This is a genomic window from Streptomyces sp. MMG1533, assembly GCF_001279775.1.
In the GTDB taxonomy this organism is placed as follows: Bacteria; Actinomycetota; Actinomycetes; order Streptomycetales; family Streptomycetaceae; genus Streptomyces.
In genome coordinates this window covers 1-18,249 of record NZ_LGDG01000228.1, presented here as the reverse complement: position 1 = coordinate 18,249, position 18,249 = coordinate 1, and the positions used below count along the sequence as shown (strand labels likewise).

The 18,249-nt window shown below is 71.3% G+C and carries 19 protein-coding genes; 13 read left to right on the top strand and 6 right to left on the bottom strand.

Going from position 1 to position 18,249, the window contains the following annotated elements:
* Positions 1-9 precede the first annotated feature (9 nt).
* On the top strand, positions 10-867 hold the full coding sequence (locus ADK57_RS27775; RefSeq protein WP_053752329.1) for a DUF4429 domain-containing protein: 858 nt from the start codon (positions 10-12) through the stop codon (positions 865-867).
* Here ADK57_RS27775 and ADK57_RS27770 read toward each other — a convergent pair whose 3' ends face one another.
* Together ADK57_RS27770 and ADK57_RS27765 are read right to left on the bottom strand one after the other, a co-directional pair.
* Positions 868-1,884 (bottom strand): aldo/keto reductase, encoded by a 1,017-nt coding sequence (locus tag ADK57_RS27770; protein ID WP_053752328.1) that lies wholly within the window; start codon positions 1,882-1,884, stop codon positions 868-870.
* Positions 1,884-2,345, bottom strand: a complete 462-nt coding sequence (locus ADK57_RS27765; RefSeq protein ID WP_053752327.1) for a MerR family transcriptional regulator — start codon at positions 2,343-2,345, stop codon at positions 1,884-1,886. The genes ADK57_RS27770 and ADK57_RS27765 overlap by 1 nt, the downstream gene beginning before the upstream one ends.
* 97 nt (positions 2,346-2,442) lie before the next feature.
* On the opposite strand from ADK57_RS27765, the gene ADK57_RS27760 reads away from it, so the two are divergent.
* Both ADK57_RS27760 and ADK57_RS27755 read left to right on the top strand, forming a co-directional pair.
* Positions 2,443-2,916, top strand: coding sequence for a GNAT family N-acetyltransferase (locus tag ADK57_RS27760; RefSeq protein ID WP_053752326.1), 474 nt, complete (start codon positions 2,443-2,445; stop codon positions 2,914-2,916).
* 19 nt (positions 2,917-2,935) lie between these two features.
* Positions 2,936-3,757 carry a serine hydrolase domain-containing protein gene (locus ADK57_RS27755; protein WP_053752325.1) on the top strand — a complete coding sequence of 274 codons (822 nt, stop codon included), beginning with the start codon at positions 2,936-2,938 and terminating at the stop codon, positions 3,755-3,757.
* 148 nt (positions 3,758-3,905) lie between these two features.
* On the opposite strand, the gene ADK57_RS27750 is transcribed toward ADK57_RS27755, so the two are convergent.
* A complete protein-coding gene (locus tag ADK57_RS27750; RefSeq protein ID WP_053752380.1) occupies positions 3,906-4,562 on the bottom strand; it encodes a pirin family protein in 657 nt (218 codons plus the stop codon).
* A 70-nt stretch (positions 4,563-4,632) separates the two neighbouring features.
* On the opposite strand from ADK57_RS27750, the gene ADK57_RS27745 reads away from it, so the two are divergent.
* The 5 genes from ADK57_RS27745 (at position 4,633) to fabF (ending at position 9,559) form a co-directional block, all read left to right on the top strand.
* Positions 4,633-5,838 (top strand): PucR family transcriptional regulator, encoded by a 1,206-nt coding sequence (locus ADK57_RS27745; protein ID WP_053752324.1) that lies wholly within the window; start codon positions 4,633-4,635, stop codon positions 5,836-5,838.
* 89 nt (positions 5,839-5,927) lie between these two features.
* Entirely contained in the window at positions 5,928-6,866 is a 939-nt protein-coding gene (locus ADK57_RS27740) for an ACP S-malonyltransferase (protein WP_053752323.1), read from the top strand.
* 17 nt (positions 6,867-6,883) lie between these two features.
* Positions 6,884-7,882 (top strand): ketoacyl-ACP synthase III, encoded by a 999-nt coding sequence (locus ADK57_RS27735; protein WP_053752322.1) that lies wholly within the window; start codon positions 6,884-6,886, stop codon positions 7,880-7,882.
* 77 nt (positions 7,883-7,959) lie between these two features.
* Positions 7,960-8,208: an acyl carrier protein gene (locus tag ADK57_RS27730; RefSeq protein ID WP_030040115.1), complete on the top strand. Its 249-nt coding sequence runs from the start codon at positions 7,960-7,962 to the stop codon at positions 8,206-8,208.
* A gap of 79 nt (positions 8,209-8,287) precedes the next feature.
* A complete protein-coding gene (gene fabF / locus ADK57_RS27725; RefSeq protein ID WP_053752321.1) occupies positions 8,288-9,559 on the top strand; it encodes a beta-ketoacyl-ACP synthase II in 1,272 nt (423 codons plus the stop codon).
* Between the two features lie 69 nt (positions 9,560-9,628).
* Here the strand turns inward: fabF and ADK57_RS27720 are convergent, their stop codons facing one another.
* On the bottom strand, positions 9,629-10,123 hold the full coding sequence (locus ADK57_RS27720; protein WP_030040113.1) for a DUF3145 domain-containing protein: 495 nt from the start codon (positions 10,121-10,123) through the stop codon (positions 9,629-9,631).
* Between the two features lie 274 nt (positions 10,124-10,397).
* On the opposite strand from ADK57_RS27720, the gene ADK57_RS27715 reads away from it, so the two are divergent.
* Both ADK57_RS27715 and ADK57_RS27710 read left to right on the top strand, forming a co-directional pair.
* The gene (locus ADK57_RS27715; protein WP_053752320.1) at positions 10,398-11,297 is read left to right on the top strand and encodes an SGNH/GDSL hydrolase family protein; all 900 of its coding nucleotides are present in this window, start codon (positions 10,398-10,400) and stop codon (positions 11,295-11,297) included.
* Between the two features lie 29 nt (positions 11,298-11,326).
* Positions 11,327-12,298 carry an aldose epimerase family protein gene (locus tag ADK57_RS27710; RefSeq protein WP_053752319.1) on the top strand — a complete coding sequence of 324 codons (972 nt, stop codon included), beginning with the start codon at positions 11,327-11,329 and terminating at the stop codon, positions 12,296-12,298.
* Positions 12,299-12,374: 76 nt separating this feature from the next.
* Here ADK57_RS27710 and ADK57_RS27705 read toward each other — a convergent pair whose 3' ends face one another.
* Positions 12,375-14,813 (bottom strand): beta-glucosidase family protein, encoded by a 2,439-nt coding sequence (locus ADK57_RS27705; protein ID WP_053752318.1) that lies wholly within the window; start codon positions 14,811-14,813, stop codon positions 12,375-12,377.
* Positions 14,814-14,915: 102 nt separating this feature from the next.
* Between ADK57_RS27705 and ADK57_RS27700 the strand changes: the two genes are divergently transcribed.
* Complete coding sequence (locus ADK57_RS27700; protein ID WP_053752317.1) at positions 14,916-15,494, top strand: TetR/AcrR family transcriptional regulator; 579 nt, start codon at positions 14,916-14,918, stop codon at positions 15,492-15,494.
* Positions 15,495-15,512: 18 nt separating this feature from the next.
* Here the strand turns inward: ADK57_RS27700 and ADK57_RS27695 are convergent, their stop codons facing one another.
* Positions 15,513-15,905, bottom strand: coding sequence for a RidA family protein (locus ADK57_RS27695; protein WP_053752316.1), 393 nt, complete (start codon positions 15,903-15,905; stop codon positions 15,513-15,515).
* 48 nt (positions 15,906-15,953) lie between these two features.
* Between ADK57_RS27695 and ADK57_RS27690 the strand changes: the two genes are divergently transcribed.
* Together ADK57_RS27690 and ADK57_RS27685 are read left to right on the top strand one after the other, a co-directional pair.
* Entirely contained in the window at positions 15,954-16,922 is a 969-nt protein-coding gene (locus ADK57_RS27690) for a LysR family transcriptional regulator (RefSeq protein WP_078973376.1), read from the top strand.
* Positions 16,923-16,994: 72 nt separating this feature from the next.
* On the top strand, positions 16,995-18,248 hold the full coding sequence (locus tag ADK57_RS27685) for a pyroglutamyl peptidase (protein WP_053752314.1): 1,254 nt from the start codon (positions 16,995-16,997) through the stop codon (positions 18,246-18,248).
* Position 18,249: the final 1 nt, after the last annotated feature.

Sequence of the window (18,249 nt, the reverse complement as noted above, 5' to 3'; positions counted from 1 at the left end):
CCGCATACGATGACCCGCATGGGTGACGTACTGGCCGGATTTCATGCCGCCTGGGAGTTCGACTCCGACTCCGTGCTCATCCGCTACGAACGGGGGATTCGAACACCCAAGCTCTTCCAGGCGTTGGGGGAACGACGTGTCCCCCTCGACGCGCTCGCCGGGGTGACTCTCACCCACGGCAAACGCGGGACGGTGGTACTGCACGCCGAACCGCGTCCCGGTGCCGATCCGTTGATGGAGGCGGCCGCGGGACAGCTCAAGGAGAGCTGTGATCCGTATCGGCTGGTGCTGCCCGCCGAGAAGGAGACGCTCGCCGAGTACTACGCCGACGAGTTGCGTGCGCAGCTGAAGCAGGACGACGGACCGTCCGACCGGTTCCTGGTGGAGGCTCCCGAAGTGCCGCTGCAGTTCAAGGCGTACGACGGGAAGGCGTCCTTCGACGGCAGGGCCGTGCACTTCCGCTGGTTCTGGACCGGGGCGTCCTCGGCGAAGTGGAAGGCCGGCGACCAGACCTTTGCGGTGTCCGAGCTGACCGGGGTGCAGTGGCGGTCGCCGGAGGTGTTCGAGGGGCATCTGCGGTTGCTGCGCGGGGAGGCACCGCCGGTGCAGGCCGACCAGGATCCCGCCGCTGTGGTGTTCGGGCTCGGATACGGGCCCGTGCACGAGTCGTTGCCGTTCGCCGCGGCGGTACTGGCCGCGCTCCGGGACCGCTCCGCGCTGCCGGCTGTCCCGACGGCGGCCATGCCGCGCCGGGATCCCGCCGACATCGCCGAGCGGATTCGTCACCTCGGGGAGCTGCACCAGGCCGGGCTGGTGACGGACGAGGAGTTCTCCGCGAAGAAGGCGGAGTTGCTGGCCGAGCTCTAGTCACTCACGTCCGGCAGAAGTGAACGTCATGTCCGCGTAGCGGTCGCCGGCCACCTTCGCTGCGATCGGCTCCAGGAGCGCCAGCTCCTCCTTCGTCAGCTCGATCCGCGTCGCCGCCGTGTTCTCCTCGATCCGGCCGACCTTGCGCGTGCCCGGTATCGGGACCAGCGGGAGGCCGTGCACCGAGGCCTGCTGCTGGACCCACGCCAGTGCGACCTGACCCAGCGAGACCCCGTGGGCCTCGGCCACCGTGCGGACCGGCTCCAGGAGTGCCACGTTGGCGGCCGCGTTCTCGCCGGTGAAGCGGGGCTGTTGGCGGCGGAAGTCGTCGGCGGTGAGGTCCTTTTCGGCGTTGGCGAAGGAGCCGGTGAGGAAGCCGCGGCCGAGCGGGGAGTACGGCACCAGGGCAACGCCCAGTTCGCGGGCCGTCGGTACCACGTTCGCCTCGATGTCCCGGCTGAACAGCGACCATTCCGACTGCACGGCGGCGATCGGGTGGACGGTCTGCGCGGTGCGCAGTTCGCCGGCCGTGACCTCGCTCAGGCCCAGGTGCTTGACCTTGCCCTCGCGCACCAGCTCGGCCATGACGCCGACGGTCTCCTCGATCGGCACGTTCACGTCGCGCCGGTGCATGTAGTAGAGGTCGATCACGTCGACGTCGAGGCGCTCGAGGCTCGCCTCGACGGCCTGGCGGATGTACGGCGCGTCGTTGCGGATGACGCGCCTGGTCGGGTCGTCCGGCGGGATCGACAGCGCGAACTTGGTGGCGATCACGACCTCGTCCCGGTGTGCCTTGAAGAACGGGGAGAGGAACTTCTCGTTCTCCCCCGCCCCGTAGGCGTCCGCCGTGTCGTACAGGGTGACGCCGAGTTCCAGCGCCCGCTCCAGGGTGGCCCTCGACTCGCCGGCGTCCGTGGGGCCGTACGCGAAGCTCATGCCCATGCAGCCGAGCCCCTGTACGCCGACCTCGGGGCCGTCGTCGCCGAGCCGTACCGCGGGGATCTTGCCGTCCGTCATCAGGACCTCTCCGACGCCAGGGCCCGCCCGGCGTCCGCATAGAAATTGATCTTCCGGTCCAGGACCGCGAGCGTGTCCTGGAGTTCGGCGATCCGGGCGAGGACGTCCTCGCGGGTCGCCTTCAGCAACTCGAAGCGGTCGGTGTAGGTGTGGTCGCCTTCGCGGACCAGTTCCGCGTAGCGCACCATGTCCGCCACCGGCATGCCGGTCAGCCGGAGCTTGCCGACGAGGTCGAGCCAGTCGAGGTCGCGGTTGCAGTAGCGGCGCTGGCCGGTGTGCGAGCGGTCGATGTGCGGCATCAGGCCGATGCGCTCGTACCAGCGCAGGGTGTGCGCGGTCAGGCCGGTCAGTGCGACGACCTCGCTGATCGTGTAGCTGTCCTGGCCTTCCGGACGCCGCTGCGGGTGCCGCGGGCCCGCACAGCTGTCGGTACTGGTACCCGTGCTCTCCATCACCGTCATGACCTCAACGCTATGGCCTTGGAGCGCACTCGAAGCAAGCGGTATCGGTAAGAAATCGGCAGGACGCGGCACAGGTCGGCTGGCTAGCGTGCGGGGCATGAGTCTTGTACGTCGTGCCACGACCGAGGACGCGGAGGAAGTCCTGCGTCTGCGCCAGGTGATGATCGATTCGATGTCCGGACCGGACGCCGGGGACACGGAGTGGCACGCGGAGGGCCTGCCCGCCCTGCATGCCCGGCTGGCCGGGCCCGACGGCGACTTCGCGGCGTTCGTGGTCGACCATCCGGAACGGCCGGGGGCGCTGGCTGCGCTGGTGGTGGGGACCATCGAGTACCGGATCGGCAAGGCGGGCAATCCGCGCGGGGTCGCCGGGTACGTCTTCAGCGTCGCCACCGACCCGGACGCCCGCCGCCGCGGCTACGCGCGCGCGTGCATGGAGGAACTCCTCGCGTGGTTCCGTGAGCGAGGCGCCGGCCAGGTCATGCTGACCGCGTCCGAGCAGGCCGAGCCGCTGTACGCCGCCCTCGGCTTCGTCCGCAAGCCGGACCCCGCGATGGGGCTGAAGCTCTGAGCGGCTTAGGCTCGACGACATGTCCTTGCAGAGCCTCGCCTTGATCGAGAACTGGCCGGTTCCCACCGCCGCGGCGGCCGTCGTACGGGCGGACGGGACCCTGCTGGGTGCCCGCGGCCCGGTCGGGCAGCGCTTCCCGCTGGCCTCGGTCACCAAGCCGCTCGCCGCGTACGCGGCCCTCGTCGCGTACGAGGAGGGTGCGATCGAGCTCGACGAACCGGCCGGCCCGACCGGGGCGACGGTCCGTCATCTGCTCGCGCACACCTCGGGGCTGGCCTTCGACGAGCACCGGGTGACGGCCCCGCCCGGGGAACGGCGGCTGTACTCCAACGCCGGGTTCGAGCAGCTCGGGGACCACATCGCCAAGGCGGCGGAGATCCCGTTCGCGGAGTATCTGCGGCAGGCGGTGCTGGAGCCGCTGGGGATGACGTCGACCTCGCTGGAGGGCTCACCGGCGAAGGACGGCGTGTCGACGGTGGACGACCTCGTGCGGTTCGCGGCGGAGGTCCAGGCACCGCGGCTGCTGGATCCCCGTACGGTCGCCGAGGCGATGACGGTCCAGTACCCGGGGACGAAGGGCGTGCTTCCGGGGTACGGCCACCAGAACCCCAACGACTGGGGGCTCGGCTTCGAGATCCGCGACGGCAAGTCGCCGCACTGGACGGGCGCTTCGTCCTCGCCGCGGACCTTCGGGCACTTCGGGCAGTCCGGTACGTTCCTCTGGATCGACCCGGACGCCGGGGTGGCCTGCGTCGCGCTGACCGACCGGGCGTTCGGGCCCTGGGCGATCGAGGCGTGGCCGGTGTTCACGGACGCCGTGCTGGCGGAGTTGCGGGGCTGAGGCCGGCCGGACGGGGTGCCGCCGGGTTTCTTTCGCCCCCGCCGCCCCTTCCCGTCCCGTCCCAGGGGGCTCCGCCCCCTGGACTCCCGGCCTTCGCCCACCCACCACCCGACTCGGCGGGTCGAGAGGTGAACCACCAAGGCGCCGGTCAGCCCGTCATCTCCCAGATCAGCAGCTCCGCCCCCGTCACCCCCACCGCCTCCAGATCCTTCGCGTCCGTGATGCGTGCCGCGTCGCCCGGCCCCAACTCCTCGCCTTCCAGGCTCACTTCGCCGCGTACGACCTGCACGTACGCGTACGCCCCGTCGGGTACCGCCGTCCGCTCCCCCGCCGCCAGGCGCCGTACGTGGAGCATCGCGCCCGCCTCCGGGACGGCGTACGGCGTCGAGTCCGCGATGCCGTGGACGATGTCGTACGAGGGGTCGCCGCCGGGCTGCAGCGGGGCCAGCCACATCTGGACGAAGGCCAGGGGGGCCGGGCCGTCGTTGCGCTCGACGTGCCGGACGCCCGCCGCCGAGCTCAGGCGCTGGACGTCTCCGGGACGGACCACCGTCTCGTGACCCGCCGAGTCGCGGTGGGTCAGTTCGCCCTCGACGACCCACGTCACGATCTCGGTGTGGCTGTGCGGATGCTCGTCGAAGCCCGCGCCGGGGGCCAGCCGCTCCTCGTTGCAGGCGATCAGCGCGCCGAAGCGGAGGTTGTCGGGGTCGTAGTGCGGGCCGAAGGAGAAGGCGTGGAGCGACTCGATTCCGGCCTCCGGGTCGCCGCCTCGGTAGCGCTCCGTGGCGCGCCGTACGTCCATCACGGACCCCACCGTAGCCCTCCCCCGACACCCGGCGACGCGTACTCCCGTCCGGATAAGGCAGTCTTGTCCCGTGCCCGAACCCGAATCCCACGCCGGCGACGCCGCCGCGCCCGATGCCCACCCGCACCCCGCGACCCTGAAACGACTGGAGAAGTCGTCCGGGCGTCTCGCCGCGCAGGCCATCCAGCGCATGGACGAGACGCTGCCGTGGTACCGGGCGATGCCCCCGGAGAACCGTTCCTGGATCGGGCTCGTCGCCCAGGCCGGTATCGCCGCCTTCACCGAGTGGTTCCGGCGCCCGGACGCCCCGCAGGCCATCTCCACGGATGTCTTCGGAACCGCGCCCCGCGAACTGACCAGGGCGATCACTCTGCGCCAGACCGTCGAGATGGTGCGCACCACGATCGAGGTCATGGAGTCGGCCATCGACGAGGTGGCGGCCCCCGGGGACGAGAACGTGCTGCGCGAGGCGCTGCTCGTGTACGCCCGCGAGATCGCCTTCGCCACCGCCCAGGTGTACGCCCAGGCCGCCGAGGCACGCGGCGCCTGGGACGCACGCCTCGAGTCGCTCGTCGTGAACGCCGTGCTGAGCGGGGAGGCCGACGAGGGGGCCGTCAGCCGGGCCGCCGCCCTCGGCTGGAACTCGCCCGAGCACGTGTGCGTGGTGTTGGGCACCGCTCCCGACGGTGACAGCGAGTTGACCGTCGAGGCCATCCGGCGGGCCGCCCGGCACGCCAAGCTCCAGGTCCTCACCGGGGTGCTCGGGGCCCGCCTGGTGGTCATCGCGGGCGGCAGCGACAACCCGCTCGCCGTCGCCAAGTCGCTGATCGGGCCGTTCGCCGCCGGGCCGGTGGTGGCCGGACCCGTCGTGGCCGATCTGCAGGCCGCGACCCGCTCCGCGCAGGCCGCCGCGGCCGGGCTGAAAGCGTGTTCTGCCTGGCAGGACGCCCCGCGCCCGGTCCTGGCGGACGATGTGCTTCCGGAGCGCGCGATCGCCGGTGACCCCTCGGCCCGCGAGCAACTGGTGGAGGAGATCTACAGACCGCTGGAGGAGGCCGGCTCGGCGCTCCTGGAGACACTCTCCGTCTACCTCGAACAGGCGAGCAGTCTCGAAGGCGCCGCCCGCATGCTCTTCGTCCATCCCAACACCGTGCGCTACCGGCTCCGACGTGTGACTGACGTCACCGGCTGGTCGCCCTCCGATGTACGTTCGGCGTTCACGCTGCGAATCGCGCTGATCCTGGGGCGTCTGGCCGACGGGGATCTCCAGCTCTAGTCTTTTGTCGGGGGTCCACAAAACCCCCTCGTGTTCTTCGTCCCTGTCCCCACGGGCGGCCGTGGCCGTCCACAAGAGAGAGTGTGAGAGTGCTCGTACTCGTCGCTCCCGGCCAGGGCGCCCAGACGCCCGGCTTCCTGACCCCCTGGCTCGAACTCCCCGGTGCCGCGGACCGCGTCGCCGCGTGGTCCGACGCCATCGGACTGGACCTCGCCCGTTACGGCACGCAGGCCGACGCGGACGAGATCCGGGACACGGCTGTCGCCCAGCCGCTCCTCGTGGCGGCCGGAATCCTGTCCGCCGCGGCACTCGGTGACATTGTTCCGGGTGCCGTCGCGGGACACAGCGTCGGCGAGATCACCGCCGCCGCCTTCGCGGGCGTGCTCGACGACACCGACGCGCTGGCCCTCGTACGCAAGCGCGGTCTGGCCATGGCCGAGGCCGCCGCCGTCACCGAGACCGGCATGTCGGCGCTGCTCGGCGGCGACCCCGAGGTGAGCGTCGCGCACCTGGAGAAGCTCGGTCTGACCCCGGCGAACGTCAACGGGGCGGGCCAGATCGTGGCCGCGGGCACGCTGGAGCAGCTCGCGGCACTGATCGAGGACAAGCCGGAGGGCGTCCGCAAGGTCGTCCCGCTCAAGGTGGCCGGCGCCTTCCACACGCACCACATGGCCTCCGCGGTCGACGCGCTGGCAAAGGCCGCCGAGGCCCTGACGCCCGCCGACCCGAAGGTCGCCTACGTCTCGAACAAGGACGGCAAGGCCGTTGCCACGGGCGCCGAGATCGTCGCGCGGCTGGTCGGTCAGGTCGCCAATCCGGTCCGCTGGGACCTGTGCATGGAGACCTTCAAGGAGCTCGGCGTCACCGCGCTGGTCGAGGTGTGCCCCGGCGGCACGCTGACCGGGCTCGCCAAGCGTGCGCTGCCGGGTGTGAAGACCCTGGCGCTCAAGACCCCCGACGACCTCGACGCTGCTCGCGAGCTCATCGCCGAGGCAGCAGCACCTGCCGCTGACGCGGCGGGCGCCTGAAAAGGAGCCCCCGAGCAATGTCGAAGATCAGGCCCAGCAAGGGCGCCCCGTACGCGCGGATCCTCGGTGTCGGCGGCTACCGCCCCGTCCGGGTCGTGCCGAACGAGGTGATCCTCGAGACGATCGACTCGTCCGACGAGTGGATCCGCTCGCGCTCCGGCATCGAGACCCGGCACTGGGCGAACGACGAGGAGACCGTCGCCGCCATGTCGATCGAGGCGTCCGGCAAGGCGATCGCCGATGCGGGGATCTCCGTCGAGCAGATCGGCGGCGTGATCGTCTCGACCGTCTCGCACTTCAAGCAGACCCCGGCCGTCGCCACCGAGATCGCCGACAAGCTCGGCACCGACAAGGCCGCCGCCTTCGACATCTCGGCCGGCTGCGCGGGCTTCGGCTACGGCCTGACCCTCGCCAAGGGCATGATCGTCGAGGGCTCGGCGGAGTACGTACTCGTCATCGGCGTGGAGCGGCTGTCCGACCTGACCGACCTGGAGGACCGGGCCACCGCCTTCCTGTTCGGCGACGGCGCGGGCGCGGTCGTGGTGGGGCCCTCGCAGGAACCGCACATCGGTCCGACCGTGTGGGGTTCCGAGGGCGACAAGTCCGAGACGATCAAGCAGACCGTGCCGTGGACGGAGTACGACAGCTCCACGGGCAAGTTCCCTGCGATCACGCAGGAGGGCCAGGCGGTGTTCCGCTGGGCCGTGTTCGAGATGGCGAAGGTCGCTCAGCAGGCGCTGGACGCGGCCGGGATCACCCCGAACGACCTGGACGTCTTCATTCCGCACCAGGCCAACGAGCGGATCATCGACTCGATGGTGAAGACTCTCAAACTGCCGGAGCACGTCACGGTCGCCCGCGACGTACGCACCACCGGCAACACCTCGGCCGCCTCGATTCCGCTCGCAATGGAGCGGCTCCTGGCGACCGGCGAGGCGAAGAGCGGCGACACCGCGCTCGTCATCGGCTTCGGGGCGGGTCTCGTGTACGCCGCGACGGTCGTTACCCTCCCCTAGGCACTCCGTGCCGGATCATCAGGTCCGATGCGGAACCATCGCCAACACCCTCTGGATACCAAGAAGGAGCGCCCGACATGGCCGCCACTCAGGAAGAGATCGTCGCCGGTCTCGCCGACATCGTGAACGAGATCGCCGGCATCCCGGTTGAGGACGTCCAGCTGGACAAGTCCTTCACCGACGACCTGGACGTCGACTCGCTGTCCATGGTCGAGGTCGTCGTCGCCGCCGAAGAGCGCTTCGACGTCAAGATCCCCGACGAGGACGTCAAGAACCTCAAGACGGTCGGCGACGCGACCGAGTACATCCTCAAGCACCAGGGCTGATCCTCCAGTCCCGGAGCCTGGCCCCGCCACCCGGCGGTGGCGCCGCTTAATCCTCGTATCCGTTGGAGAAAGAATTCCCGTGAGCTCGACCAATCGCACCGTGGTCGTCACCGGTATCGGCGCAACCACACCGCTGGGTGGCGACGCAGCCTCTACCTGGGAGGGCCTGATCGCCGGCAAGTCCGGCGTGAAGCCCCTGGAGCAGGAGTGGGCCGCCGATCAGGCGGTCCGCATCGCCGCTCAGATCGCCGTGGAACCGACCGAGGTCATCCCGCGGCCGCAGGCCCGCCGACTGGACCGCTCGGCGCAGTTCGCGCTGATCGCGGCCCAGGAGGCGTGGAAGGACGCCGGTTTCGAAGCCAGGGCCGGGGAGGACGCGAGCGTCGACCCCGACCGGCTCGGTGCGGTGATCGCTTCCGGCATCGGTGGCGTGACGACCCTGCTCGACCAGTACGACGTGCTCAAGGAGAAGGGTGTCCGCCGCGTCTCCCCGCACACCGTCCCCATGCTGATGCCGAACGGTCCCTCGGCCAACGTGGGTCTGCTCGTGGGCGCCCGTGCGGGCGTGCACACGCCGGTCTCCGCGTGCGCCTCCGGCGCCGAGGCCATCGGCTACGCCATCGAGATGATCCGCTCCGGCCGCGCCGACATCGTCGTCGCGGGTGGCACGGAGGCGGCCATCCATCCGCTGCCGATCGCCGCGTTCGGCAACATGATGGCGATGTCCAAGAACAACGACGACCCCGAGGGCGCCTCGCGTCCCTACGACATCGCCCGTGACGGGTTCGTGCTCGGCGAGGGCGCCGGCGTGATCGTCCTGGAGTCCGCCGAGCACGCCGCCAAGCGCGGTGCGCGGGTGTACGCCGAGGCGGTCGGGCAGGGCATCTCCGCCGACGGCCACGACATCGTGCAGCCGGAGCCGGAGGGGCGGGGCATCTCGCACGCCCTGCAGAACCTGCTGGACCGCACCGACCTGAACCCCGCCGAGATCATGCACGTCAACGCGCACGCCACCTCGACGCCGGCCGGTGACGTGGCGGAGCTGAAGGCGCTGCGCAAGGTGTTCGGCGACGACGCCGACCACATGGCGGTGTCGGCGACCAAGTCGATGACCGGTCACCTGCTCGGTGGCGCGGGCGGTGTCGAGACCGTCGCGACGGTGCTCGCGCTGTACCACCGGGTGGCTCCGCCGACCATCAACGTCGAGAACCTCGACCCCGAGGCCGAGGCCAACGCCGACATCGTGCGCGGCGAGGCTCGCAAGCTTCCCGTCGAGGGCCGGATTGCCGCCCTCAACGACTCGTTCGGGTTCGGCGGGCACAACGTGGTGCTGGCGTTCCGGACGGTCTGAGAAACGTTCGTACACACCTGAAGGGCCCCCACCGGCTGGTGGGGGCCCTTCAGGTGTGCGGAGCAGAAATCAGACGACCTGGTGGAGCCAGCGGACCGGCGCGCCCTCGCCCGCGTACCTGAACGGCTCCAACTCGTCGTCCCAGGGCTTGCCCAGGAGTTTGGCCAGCTCGGCTTCCAGATCGGTCTCGCCGCGCTGGGAGCGGACCAGGGCCGCGCGAAGACGGTCCTCCGGGATCAGGATGTCGCCGTGGATGCCTGTGACGGCGTGGAAGATGCCGAGCTCGGGGGTGCAGCTGTAGCGCTCGCCCTCGGCGGTGGCGCAGGGCTCGGCGGTGACCTCGAAGCGGAGGAGGTGCCAGCCTCTCAGTGCGGAGGCCAGTTTGGAGGCGGTGCCGACCTGGCCCTGCCAGGAGAACTCCGAGCGCCAGGTGCCGGGCGCGGCGGGCTGCCGGATCCAGTCGAGGTTGACGCGTGTGCCGAGCACCCCGGCGACGGCCCACTCGACGTGCGGGCACAGCGCGCGCGGCGCGGAGTGCACGTACAGAACTCCACGTGTCGTCACCGGGACCTCCGGGCAGAGCGGGACATCTTGCGAACTGGCTGACGGCAGTGGCCGGGCAGCCACGTTGATGGCGAGGCTACCGTGCGGCGGCGCAAGGAGTGTGACGTACCGTCGGTCCCAGTGCCGTGAAACCCCCGCCATTCACCCGGCAGGACGCCAGTACGGGCGCGAACCGTTGCACGGTGAGCGTCGGGAACTCTCGCGCGTTGTTATGAGGGGACGACCTTTTTCGCGTTTCATGCCATCACCCGACGACCGAGGGGACCACCACCGGATGCGGAAGCAGAGCCACCGCTCGCGCGCCGTTCTCGCCGTCCTGGCGGCGGTCGTCCTGGGCGTCACCGGCTGTGACGCCGTCGGTGGCAACTCGCCGGGGCCGAGCGGCACCGGGGAGCAGAAGGCGAAGCCGTCCCCGAAGCCGACGCCGGCCTGGGACAGCAGCCCGGCGTCGGTCGCCGCCGTGGGGGACTCCATCACCCGCGGCTTCGACGCGTGCTCGGTGCTGTCGGACTGCCCCGAGGTGTCGTGGGCGACGGGCAGCAGTGCCGAGGTCGACAGTCTCGCGGTACGCCTGCTGGGGAAGGCGAAGGCGGCCGAGCGGAGCTGGAACTACGCGGTGACCGGGGCGCGGATGGCGGATCTGCCCGGTCAGATGGCGCAGGCGGCGGCGAAGAAGCCCGGGCTGGTGGCGGTGATGGCGGGGGCGAACGACGCCTGCCGGTCCAGCACATCGGCGATGACGTCGGTGGCGGACTTCCGCGCCGACTTCGAGGACGCGATGAGCACGCTGCGGAGGGCCTCGCCCACGGCGCAGGTGTTTGTGGCGAGCGTGCCGAACCTGAAGCGGCTGTGGTCCGAGGGCCGTACGAACCCGATGGGCAAGCAGGTGTGGAAGCTGGGCCTCTGCCCGTCGATGCTGGGCGACGCGGACGCCCTGGACGCGGCGGCGACCGAGCGGCGGGACACCGTGCAGCAACGTGTGGAGGACTACAACGAGGTGTTGAAGGAGGTCTGCGCGAAGGACCGCCGCTGCCGCTTCGACGGCGGCGCGGTCTACGACTTCCGCTTCGGCACCGCCCAGCTCAGCCACTGGGACTGGTTCCATCCGAGTGTGAACGGCCAGGCGCGGCTCGCGGAGATCGCCTATCGGGCGGTGACGGGCAAGAAGGCCTGACGCAGGGTTGGTGACTTAAAGTTCCGCACATGAACGAACTCTTCGGCACACTTTCCGACGGCACGCCAGTCCACCGCTGGACCCTGGAGCGGGCCGGCGTCCGTGTGCGGATCCTGTCCTACGGCGGGATCGTGCAGTCGGTGGAGGTCCCGGACCGGGAGGGGCAGGCCGCGGACGTGGTGCTCGGCTTCCCGGAGCTCGACGGCTATCTGACAAACCCCGAGCCGTACTTCGGCGCCCTGGTCGGGCGGTACGCGAACCGGATCGCGGGCGGCCGCTTCCCGCTGGACGGCCGGACGTACGCGCTTGCGCTCAACAACCCGCCCAACTCCCTGCACGGCGGTGAGCGCGGCTTCGACAAGCGGGTGTGGGACCCGGCGCCGGTCGAGCACGGTGTGCGTCTGACGCGGGTGAGCGCGCATGGCGAGGAGGGCTTCCCGGGGCGTCTGGAGGTCTCGGTGACGTACACGCTGGAGGAGTCCGGTGCGCTGCGGATCGCGTACGAGGCGGTCACCGACGCGCCGACCCTCGTGAACCTGACCAACCACAGCTATTTCAACCTCGGCGGGTCGGGACACGCGGGCGGGCACGAACTGCGGATCGCCGCCTCCCGGTTCACCCCGGTCGACGCGGACCTGATCCCGACCGGTGTCCTGGAAGCGGTGGGCGACACGCGCTTCGACTTCCGGGAGGCGCGGAAGGTCGGCTCCGGGTACGACCACAACTTCGTGCTCGACAAGGGGGTGACGGACGGGCCCGTGGAGGTCGCCGAGCTGTACGACCCCGCGTCCGGCCGGGTGCTGACCGTCGCGACCACCGAGCCCGGCCTCCAGCTGTACACCGCGGACCACCTCGGCGAGCCCTTCGCGCCCTGCGACGGCATCGCGCTGGAGACCCAGCACTTCCCCGACTCCCCGAACCGCCCGGAGTTCCCCAGCACGGTGCTGCGGCCGGGCGAGACGTACAGGTCGGAGACGGTGTACGGCTTCTCGGCGCGCTGAGTCGCCGGACGCCCATAGCCCCGGCCCAGGGGTCAGGTCCCGGGCCGGGGCTGGTCATGGGGAGACTTGTCCCGGATCAGACGTTAATGGTCGCGGTGAGCCGGCGGTCCGAGATCGAGCGGCTCACCTGGATCTCGTACGAACCCTTCACAAACGACCAGGCTCCCTCCTGCTCGTCCCAGACCTCGAAGGCCCGGCGCGGGAGCTCCACGGTGGCCTCGACGCTCTCGCCGGGAGCGGCCGTGACGCCCGCGAAGCCGGCCAGTCGGCGGGCCGGGCGCTCGGCGCCGGGCCCGCCGGGGGCCAGGTAGACCTGGACGACCTCGCGGCCGGGGCGCGCGCCGGAGTTGCGGAGGCGGACCCGGACGGCGGTGCCCTGTACCTCGACCGACTCGTAGGTCCAGTCGGTGTAGCCGAGGCCGTGGCCGAAGGGGTAGGCGGGGGTGCGGCCCTGCTTCTCCCAGGCGGTGTAGCCGATGAACACGCCCTCGCGGTACGCGATCTCCCCGTTGTCCGGGACGACCTGGGTGACCGGGGCGTCGGCGAGGCTGCCCCAGGTGCTGGGGAGACGGCCGCCGGGCTCGTGGGCGCCGGTCAGGACGTCGGCGAGGGCGTCGCCGCCCTCCTGACCGGGGAACCAGCTGAGCAGGACGGCGGCCACCTCCTCGCGCCAGGGCAGTTCCACCGGGGAGCCGGAGTTGACGATCACGACGGTGTTCGGGTTGGCGGCGGCGACCGCGTGGACCAGGTCGTCCTGGCGGCCGGGGAGGGCGAGATCGGTGCGGTCGAAGCCCTCCGACTCGACGCGCTCGGTGGTGGCGACCACGACGACGGCCGTGTCGGCGGCGCGGGCGGCCTGAACCGCCTCGGTGATCAGCTCGTCGGGGTCGCGCTGCGGTTCCTGGTGGGCGAGGGTGAAGGAGACGACCTTCAGCGGGAGGTCGTCGGGGAACTGGACGACATGGGTGAGGGAGACCTCGACCGGCCGGTCCGCGGTGAGTTCGGCCCTGGCGCAGGGGACGGGGGCGCCGAAGAACGACTCGAAGGGGTCGTCGTCGTTGGCGGGGCGCCGGACGTCGTCGAAGTACGTGGTGCCGTCGACCCGGAGGGTGAAGGCGCCGATGCCCTTGATGCCGAAGGTGTGGGTGCCGGTGTCGCGCGGGGTGAAGGTGCCCGTCAGTTCGACGGTGTGCAGGCGGTCGTGGGTCACGCCGTCGGGGAGGTCCTCGCCCATCCACTGGAGCTGTCCGCTCGGCGCGGAGGCGGCGCCGATGACCTGGCCGTCGGCGTCGCGGCAGACGGCCCGCAGCTCGAATCCCCTGTCGGCGACGGCGAGTTCGGTGTCCGGGTCGGCGCCGACGGCGTAGCTGAGGGTGCCTTCGGGGAGGGCCGCGGTGAGGCCGTCCAGCGGGGAGACGATCCGGGCCGGGAAGACGGTGGCGGAGCCGCCGCCGAGGACGCGGGCGTCGCGGGCGGCGGCTCCGATGAGGGCGACCGTGCCCGGCTTCAGCGGAAGTGCCTCGTTCTCGTTGCGTACGAGGACGAAGGAGCGGCGGGCGATCTCGCGGGCCAGGGCCTCGCCGTCGACGGTGTCGGGCAGTTCGGTGACGGCCGGTTCGGCGTCCTTCAGGATGCCTACGCGGGCGGCGAGTCGCAGGACGTTGCGGACGGCGTCGTCGACCTTGGCCTCGTCGACCTCGCCGGCGCGGACGGCCTGGGCGAGCGCGTCGCCGTAGACGGTCCGCGGGCCGGGCATGGCGACGTCCAGGCCGCCGTTGACGGCGCCGGTGGTGGAGCGGGCGGCGGTCCAGTCGGAGACGTTGAAGCCGTCGAAGCCCCATTCGCCGCGCAGGATCTCGTTCACCAGGTGGTGGTGCTCGGTCATCGTGGTGCCGTTGACCGAGTTGTAGGCGGTCATGATGCCCCAGGGGTGGGCGTTCTCGACTATCGCCTCGAAGGGGGCGAGGTACAGCTCGCGCAGGGTGCGCTCGCTCAGCAGGTTGTTCACCGTGAAGCGGTCGGTCTCGGCGTCGTTGGCGACGAAGTGCTTGACGGTGGTGCCGACGCCGCCGGACTGGACGCCGGTCACATAGCCGGAGCCGATGCGGCCCGTGAGGTACGGGTCCTCGCTGTACGCCTCGAAGTGGCGGCCGCCGAGCGGGGAGCGGTGCAGGTTGACGGTGGGGGCGAGCAGGACGTGGACGCCCTTGCGGCGGGCCTCCTGGGCGAGGAGGGTGCCGGCGCGGCGGGCGAGGTCGGGGTCCCAGGTGGCGGCGAGCGCGGTCGGGGAGGGCAGCGCGATGGACGGGTCGTCGGCGGTCCAGCGGACGCCCCGGACGCCGATGGGGCCGTCCGACATGACGAGGGACTCCAGGCCGATCTCCGGCAGGGCGGGCAGGGACCACACGTCCTGGCCGGCGAGCAGCCGGACCTTGGCGTCCAGGCCGAGCCTCCTCAGGGCCGCCTCGACGGCCGCCTCGCGGGCCAGGTCTTCCTGCTTGTGGGTCCCCGGCATCGGGTGCCTCCTCGTTGAGTCCGTGCGGTGTCCTCCATCGTGCACCCGTCGCCTGTAGGTCGGTAGGTTTTGTTATCTTGACGTTATATTCGGGTGGGACGGATGCCGTACGGTGACGCCATGAACGCCAGGACCAGGAGCGCGGAGCGACGCGCCGAGATCGTCCGCGCCGCCCTGGAAGTGATCGCCGAGCGCGGCTACCGGGGGGCGAGTCTGGCCGCCGTCGCGGAACGGGTCGGGCTCACCCAGCAGGGGTTGCTGCACTACTTCCCCACGAAGGACGCGCTGCTCGTGGCCGTCCTCGAGGAGCGGGACAAGTGGGACGCGGTCCCGGTCGGGCAGTGGCGGACCGACCTGCTCGCCGCACTCGTCGAGTACAACGCGATGCGGCCGGGCATCATCCAGACCTTCTCTGCGCTGCTCGGCGAGAGTGTCACGGAGGGGCATCCCGCGCGCGGCTACTTCACCGAGCGGTACGCGCAGGTGCGGACGAACATGGCGGCGGTCCTGCGCGCCGAGTACGGCGACCGCCTCCCGAACGGCCTCACCCCCGAGCGCACCGCTCCCCTGCTGGTCGCGGTGATGGACGGCCTGCAGTACCAGTGGCTGCTGGACCCGGAGTCGGTCGACATGCCGGGCGCGTTCCGCGACTTCCTGACACTGCTGGGCGAGACCTCCTGAACTCGCCCTCGCCCTCGCCTACGACCGGCCGGCCGGCACGGCGGCCACCACCTCGACCTCGATCTGCGCCTCGGGCCGGAACAGCCGGGGCACCTCGAAGGTCATGCTGGTCGGCGGGGTCCCGGTGAGGAACTCCCTTCGTACGGCCCCGTATTCCTCCAGCTTGCCGATGTCCGTGAGGTACGTACGGATGTTGATGACGTCGGCCAGGGCCGCCCCGTGGGCCTTCAGCAGGGCGTCCAGCGTCTCGAAGACGCCCCGGGACTGCTCGGCGAGCGTGGCGCCCTCGGCGATCTGCCCGGAGACGAACAGCAGGGCGCTGCCGTCGGCGTGTTCGACACGGGCGACCTGGGAGTAGTACGGGCTCAGGGGCTGGGGTGCGGAGGCGGGGTTGCCGAGAGTGATCTGCATGCGTCGACGCTAGGTTCCGGACCGGAATGCGACAAGCGAATGTCTAGCATGGCTGCCATGCCGAACTCGCATGCCCCTGTGGACGTTCCGGACCTCTCCACCGTCTGGCTGCGGGCGTTCCTGGAGGTCGCCCGGCAGGGGTCGTTCACGGTCGCCGCGCGCACCCTCGGCTGGACGCAGTCGGCGGTGTCCCGCCAGGTCTCCTCGCTCGAAGGGGCTCTGAGCGGGGGGCCGTTGTTCGACCGGCTGCCCCGGGGTGTGCGGCTGACCGAGGCCGGCCGGATCCTCGTGCCGTACGCGCAGGCCGTCGTCGAGGCCCTGCAGGGGGCCGGGCATGAGCTGGTGGCGCTGCGTGAAGTGGCCGGTGGGCGGCTGCGGTTCGGGGCGTTCGCGACGGCCGACGCGGCGCTGGTGCCGCACGCCCTCGCCGCGTTCCGCGCCCGCCACCCCAAGGTCGCGGTCACGCGGGAGGAGGGCTTCACACCCGTCCTTCTGGAGCGGCTCACCGCCGGGCACCTCGACCTCGCGGTCGTCTCGACGACGGGCGGCGGCATCCCGCCGACGGGGTACGAACTCCGCCATCTGCTCGACGAGTCGCTGTACGTCGCCGTCCCGGCCGGCCATCCGCTGGCAGCGGTGGACCGCGGACCGGTACGGCTCGGGCACCTCGCCGACGCCGACTGGATCTCCGGCGGCTCGCGGCCCGAGGGCACCCTGCTGGACGCGGCCCTGCGGCAGGGTTTCCGGCCGCGCGTCGCGCATGTCGTCGGCGAGTGGACCGCCAAGCAGGGGTACGTCGCCGCCGGGCTCGGCGTGACCCTGGTCCCGGCGCTCGCCGCCGAGTCGGTACGCCCGGACGTGGCCCTGCTGTCCGTGCTCGACGAGGGCGGGCCGGCCCGGGCGGTGTACGCGGCGACGGTACGGGGGCGGTCGCCCGCGCCGGCCGTCGAGGCGTTCGTCGGTGCGCTGCGGGAGGCGGCGGAACGGATTCCGCGTGCGTCACGCACCATGGCGTAGACCACTTCCGTCACGCCATACTGCCGGCGTTCGCACCACGCGCCCCACCGCGACGGAAGGACCCGAACTCCCTTGAATCACATACGTGTTCGCATCGGCGTACTCGGACTGGCCCTGGTGGCGGGGCTCGCGGCCCCCACGCAGGTGTCCGCCGCCGAGACGGTCCTCTCACCCACCGTCGAGGAGCAGCGGCTCGACCGCGCCGTGCCGCAGGAGATCCTCCGGCGTTCCGGATTCGACGCCGTGACCGCGGGGTTCGCCCGGGAGCTCGGTGCGGCCCGCTCCTACGCCGAGGCGCGGCGGGTCGTCGTACGGGAGGGGTCGGCGCTGTGGCGGCGGGCCGTTGCGCGGGCGCAGGGGCGGGGGCCGGTGGGCGGGGACCTCAGTCGGGACGACGACCGGCCGCTGTACTGGGCGCGGCTGGGGATGACGCGACAGGTGCGGACGTGGGAGCCGGGGTTCGGGCTGACGGACGCCCGGCGTACGGCCCTGCTGGGTGAGTTGGAGCGGACCTCGCGCGGGCAGACCGCCGTCCGGTATCCGCAGGGCAAGGACATCAAGCGGGTCCTGGTGACCGGCTTCGACCCGTTCACGCTGGACCGGGACGTCCGGATCTCCAACCCGTCGGGGGCGACCGCGCTCGCACTCGACGGCACGGTGATCGAGACCGCGGACGGGCCGGCGCGGGTCGAGACCGTCGTCTTCCCGGTGCGCTGGCAGGACTTCGCCGACGGGACGGTGGAGCGGACGCTGCGGCCGCATCTGAGGAAGGTGGATCTCTTCACCACCGTGAGCCAGGGGCGGGTGGGGCGGTTCGACGTCGAGCGGACCAACGGGGCCTGGCGGGGCGGGTTCCCTGACAACGACAACATCGGCAGGACCGAGACCGTGCCGGTCGCCGACCCGGCCTCGCAGCCGCAGTGGACGACGACGACACTGCCGTACGGGAAGATCGTGGCCGCCGGGACCGGGCGGTTTCCTGTGTACGACAACACGAGTGTGACCGAGATCCCGGCGGGCGGCACGGAGGCCGTCGTGCGGGCGGACGGGCCGACTCCGGGGTCGACCGCGCGGGCCGGGGGCGGCGGGAACTACCTGTCCAACGAGATCGCCTATCGGGCCACGTTGTTGCGGGATCGGTTGGGGCTGCACGACGTGCTGCCGGGTGGGCATGTGCATACGCCTGTGCTGCAGTTCGGGGCGGGGAACACCGATCCGGCGAGCGGGACGGTGACGGATGCGGAGTTCGTGCGGAACCGGGTGGACATCATTGCGCAGGTGACGGGGATTCTGCGGGTGGCGGTCGAGGGGGTGGCGGGTTCGTAGG

Coding starts and splice junctions, on each gene's coding strand:
- ADK57_RS27765 (WP_053752327.1), bottom strand. CDS start 2,345: ATGACGGTGATGGAGAGCACGGGTACCAGTACCGACAGCTGTGCGGGC.
- ADK57_RS27755 (WP_053752325.1), top strand. CDS start 2,936: ATGTCCTTGCAGAGCCTCGCCTTGATCGAGAACTGGCCGGTTCCCACC.
- ADK57_RS27695 (WP_053752316.1), bottom strand. CDS start 15,905: ATGCAGATCACTCTCGGCAACCCCGCCTCCGCACCCCAGCCCCTGAGC.
- ADK57_RS27770 (WP_053752328.1), bottom strand. CDS start 1,884: ATGACGGACGGCAAGATCCCCGCGGTACGGCTCGGCGACGACGGCCCC.
- ADK57_RS27715 (WP_053752320.1), top strand. CDS start 10,398: ATGCGGAAGCAGAGCCACCGCTCGCGCGCCGTTCTCGCCGTCCTGGCG.
- ADK57_RS27760 (WP_053752326.1), top strand. CDS start 2,443: ATGAGTCTTGTACGTCGTGCCACGACCGAGGACGCGGAGGAAGTCCTG.
- ADK57_RS27775 (WP_053752329.1), top strand. CDS start 10: ATGACCCGCATGGGTGACGTACTGGCCGGATTTCATGCCGCCTGGGAG.
- ADK57_RS27710 (WP_053752319.1), top strand. CDS start 11,327: ATGAACGAACTCTTCGGCACACTTTCCGACGGCACGCCAGTCCACCGC.
- ADK57_RS27730 (WP_030040115.1), top strand. CDS start 7,960: ATGGCCGCCACTCAGGAAGAGATCGTCGCCGGTCTCGCCGACATCGTG.
- ADK57_RS27705 (WP_053752318.1), bottom strand. CDS start 14,813: ATGCCGGGGACCCACAAGCAGGAAGACCTGGCCCGCGAGGCGGCCGTC.
- ADK57_RS27690 (WP_078973376.1), top strand. CDS start 15,954: ATGGCTGCCATGCCGAACTCGCATGCCCCTGTGGACGTTCCGGACCTC.
- ADK57_RS27735 (WP_053752322.1), top strand. CDS start 6,884: ATGTCGAAGATCAGGCCCAGCAAGGGCGCCCCGTACGCGCGGATCCTC.
- ADK57_RS27700 (WP_053752317.1), top strand. CDS start 14,916: ATGCCGTACGGTGACGCCATGAACGCCAGGACCAGGAGCGCGGAGCGA.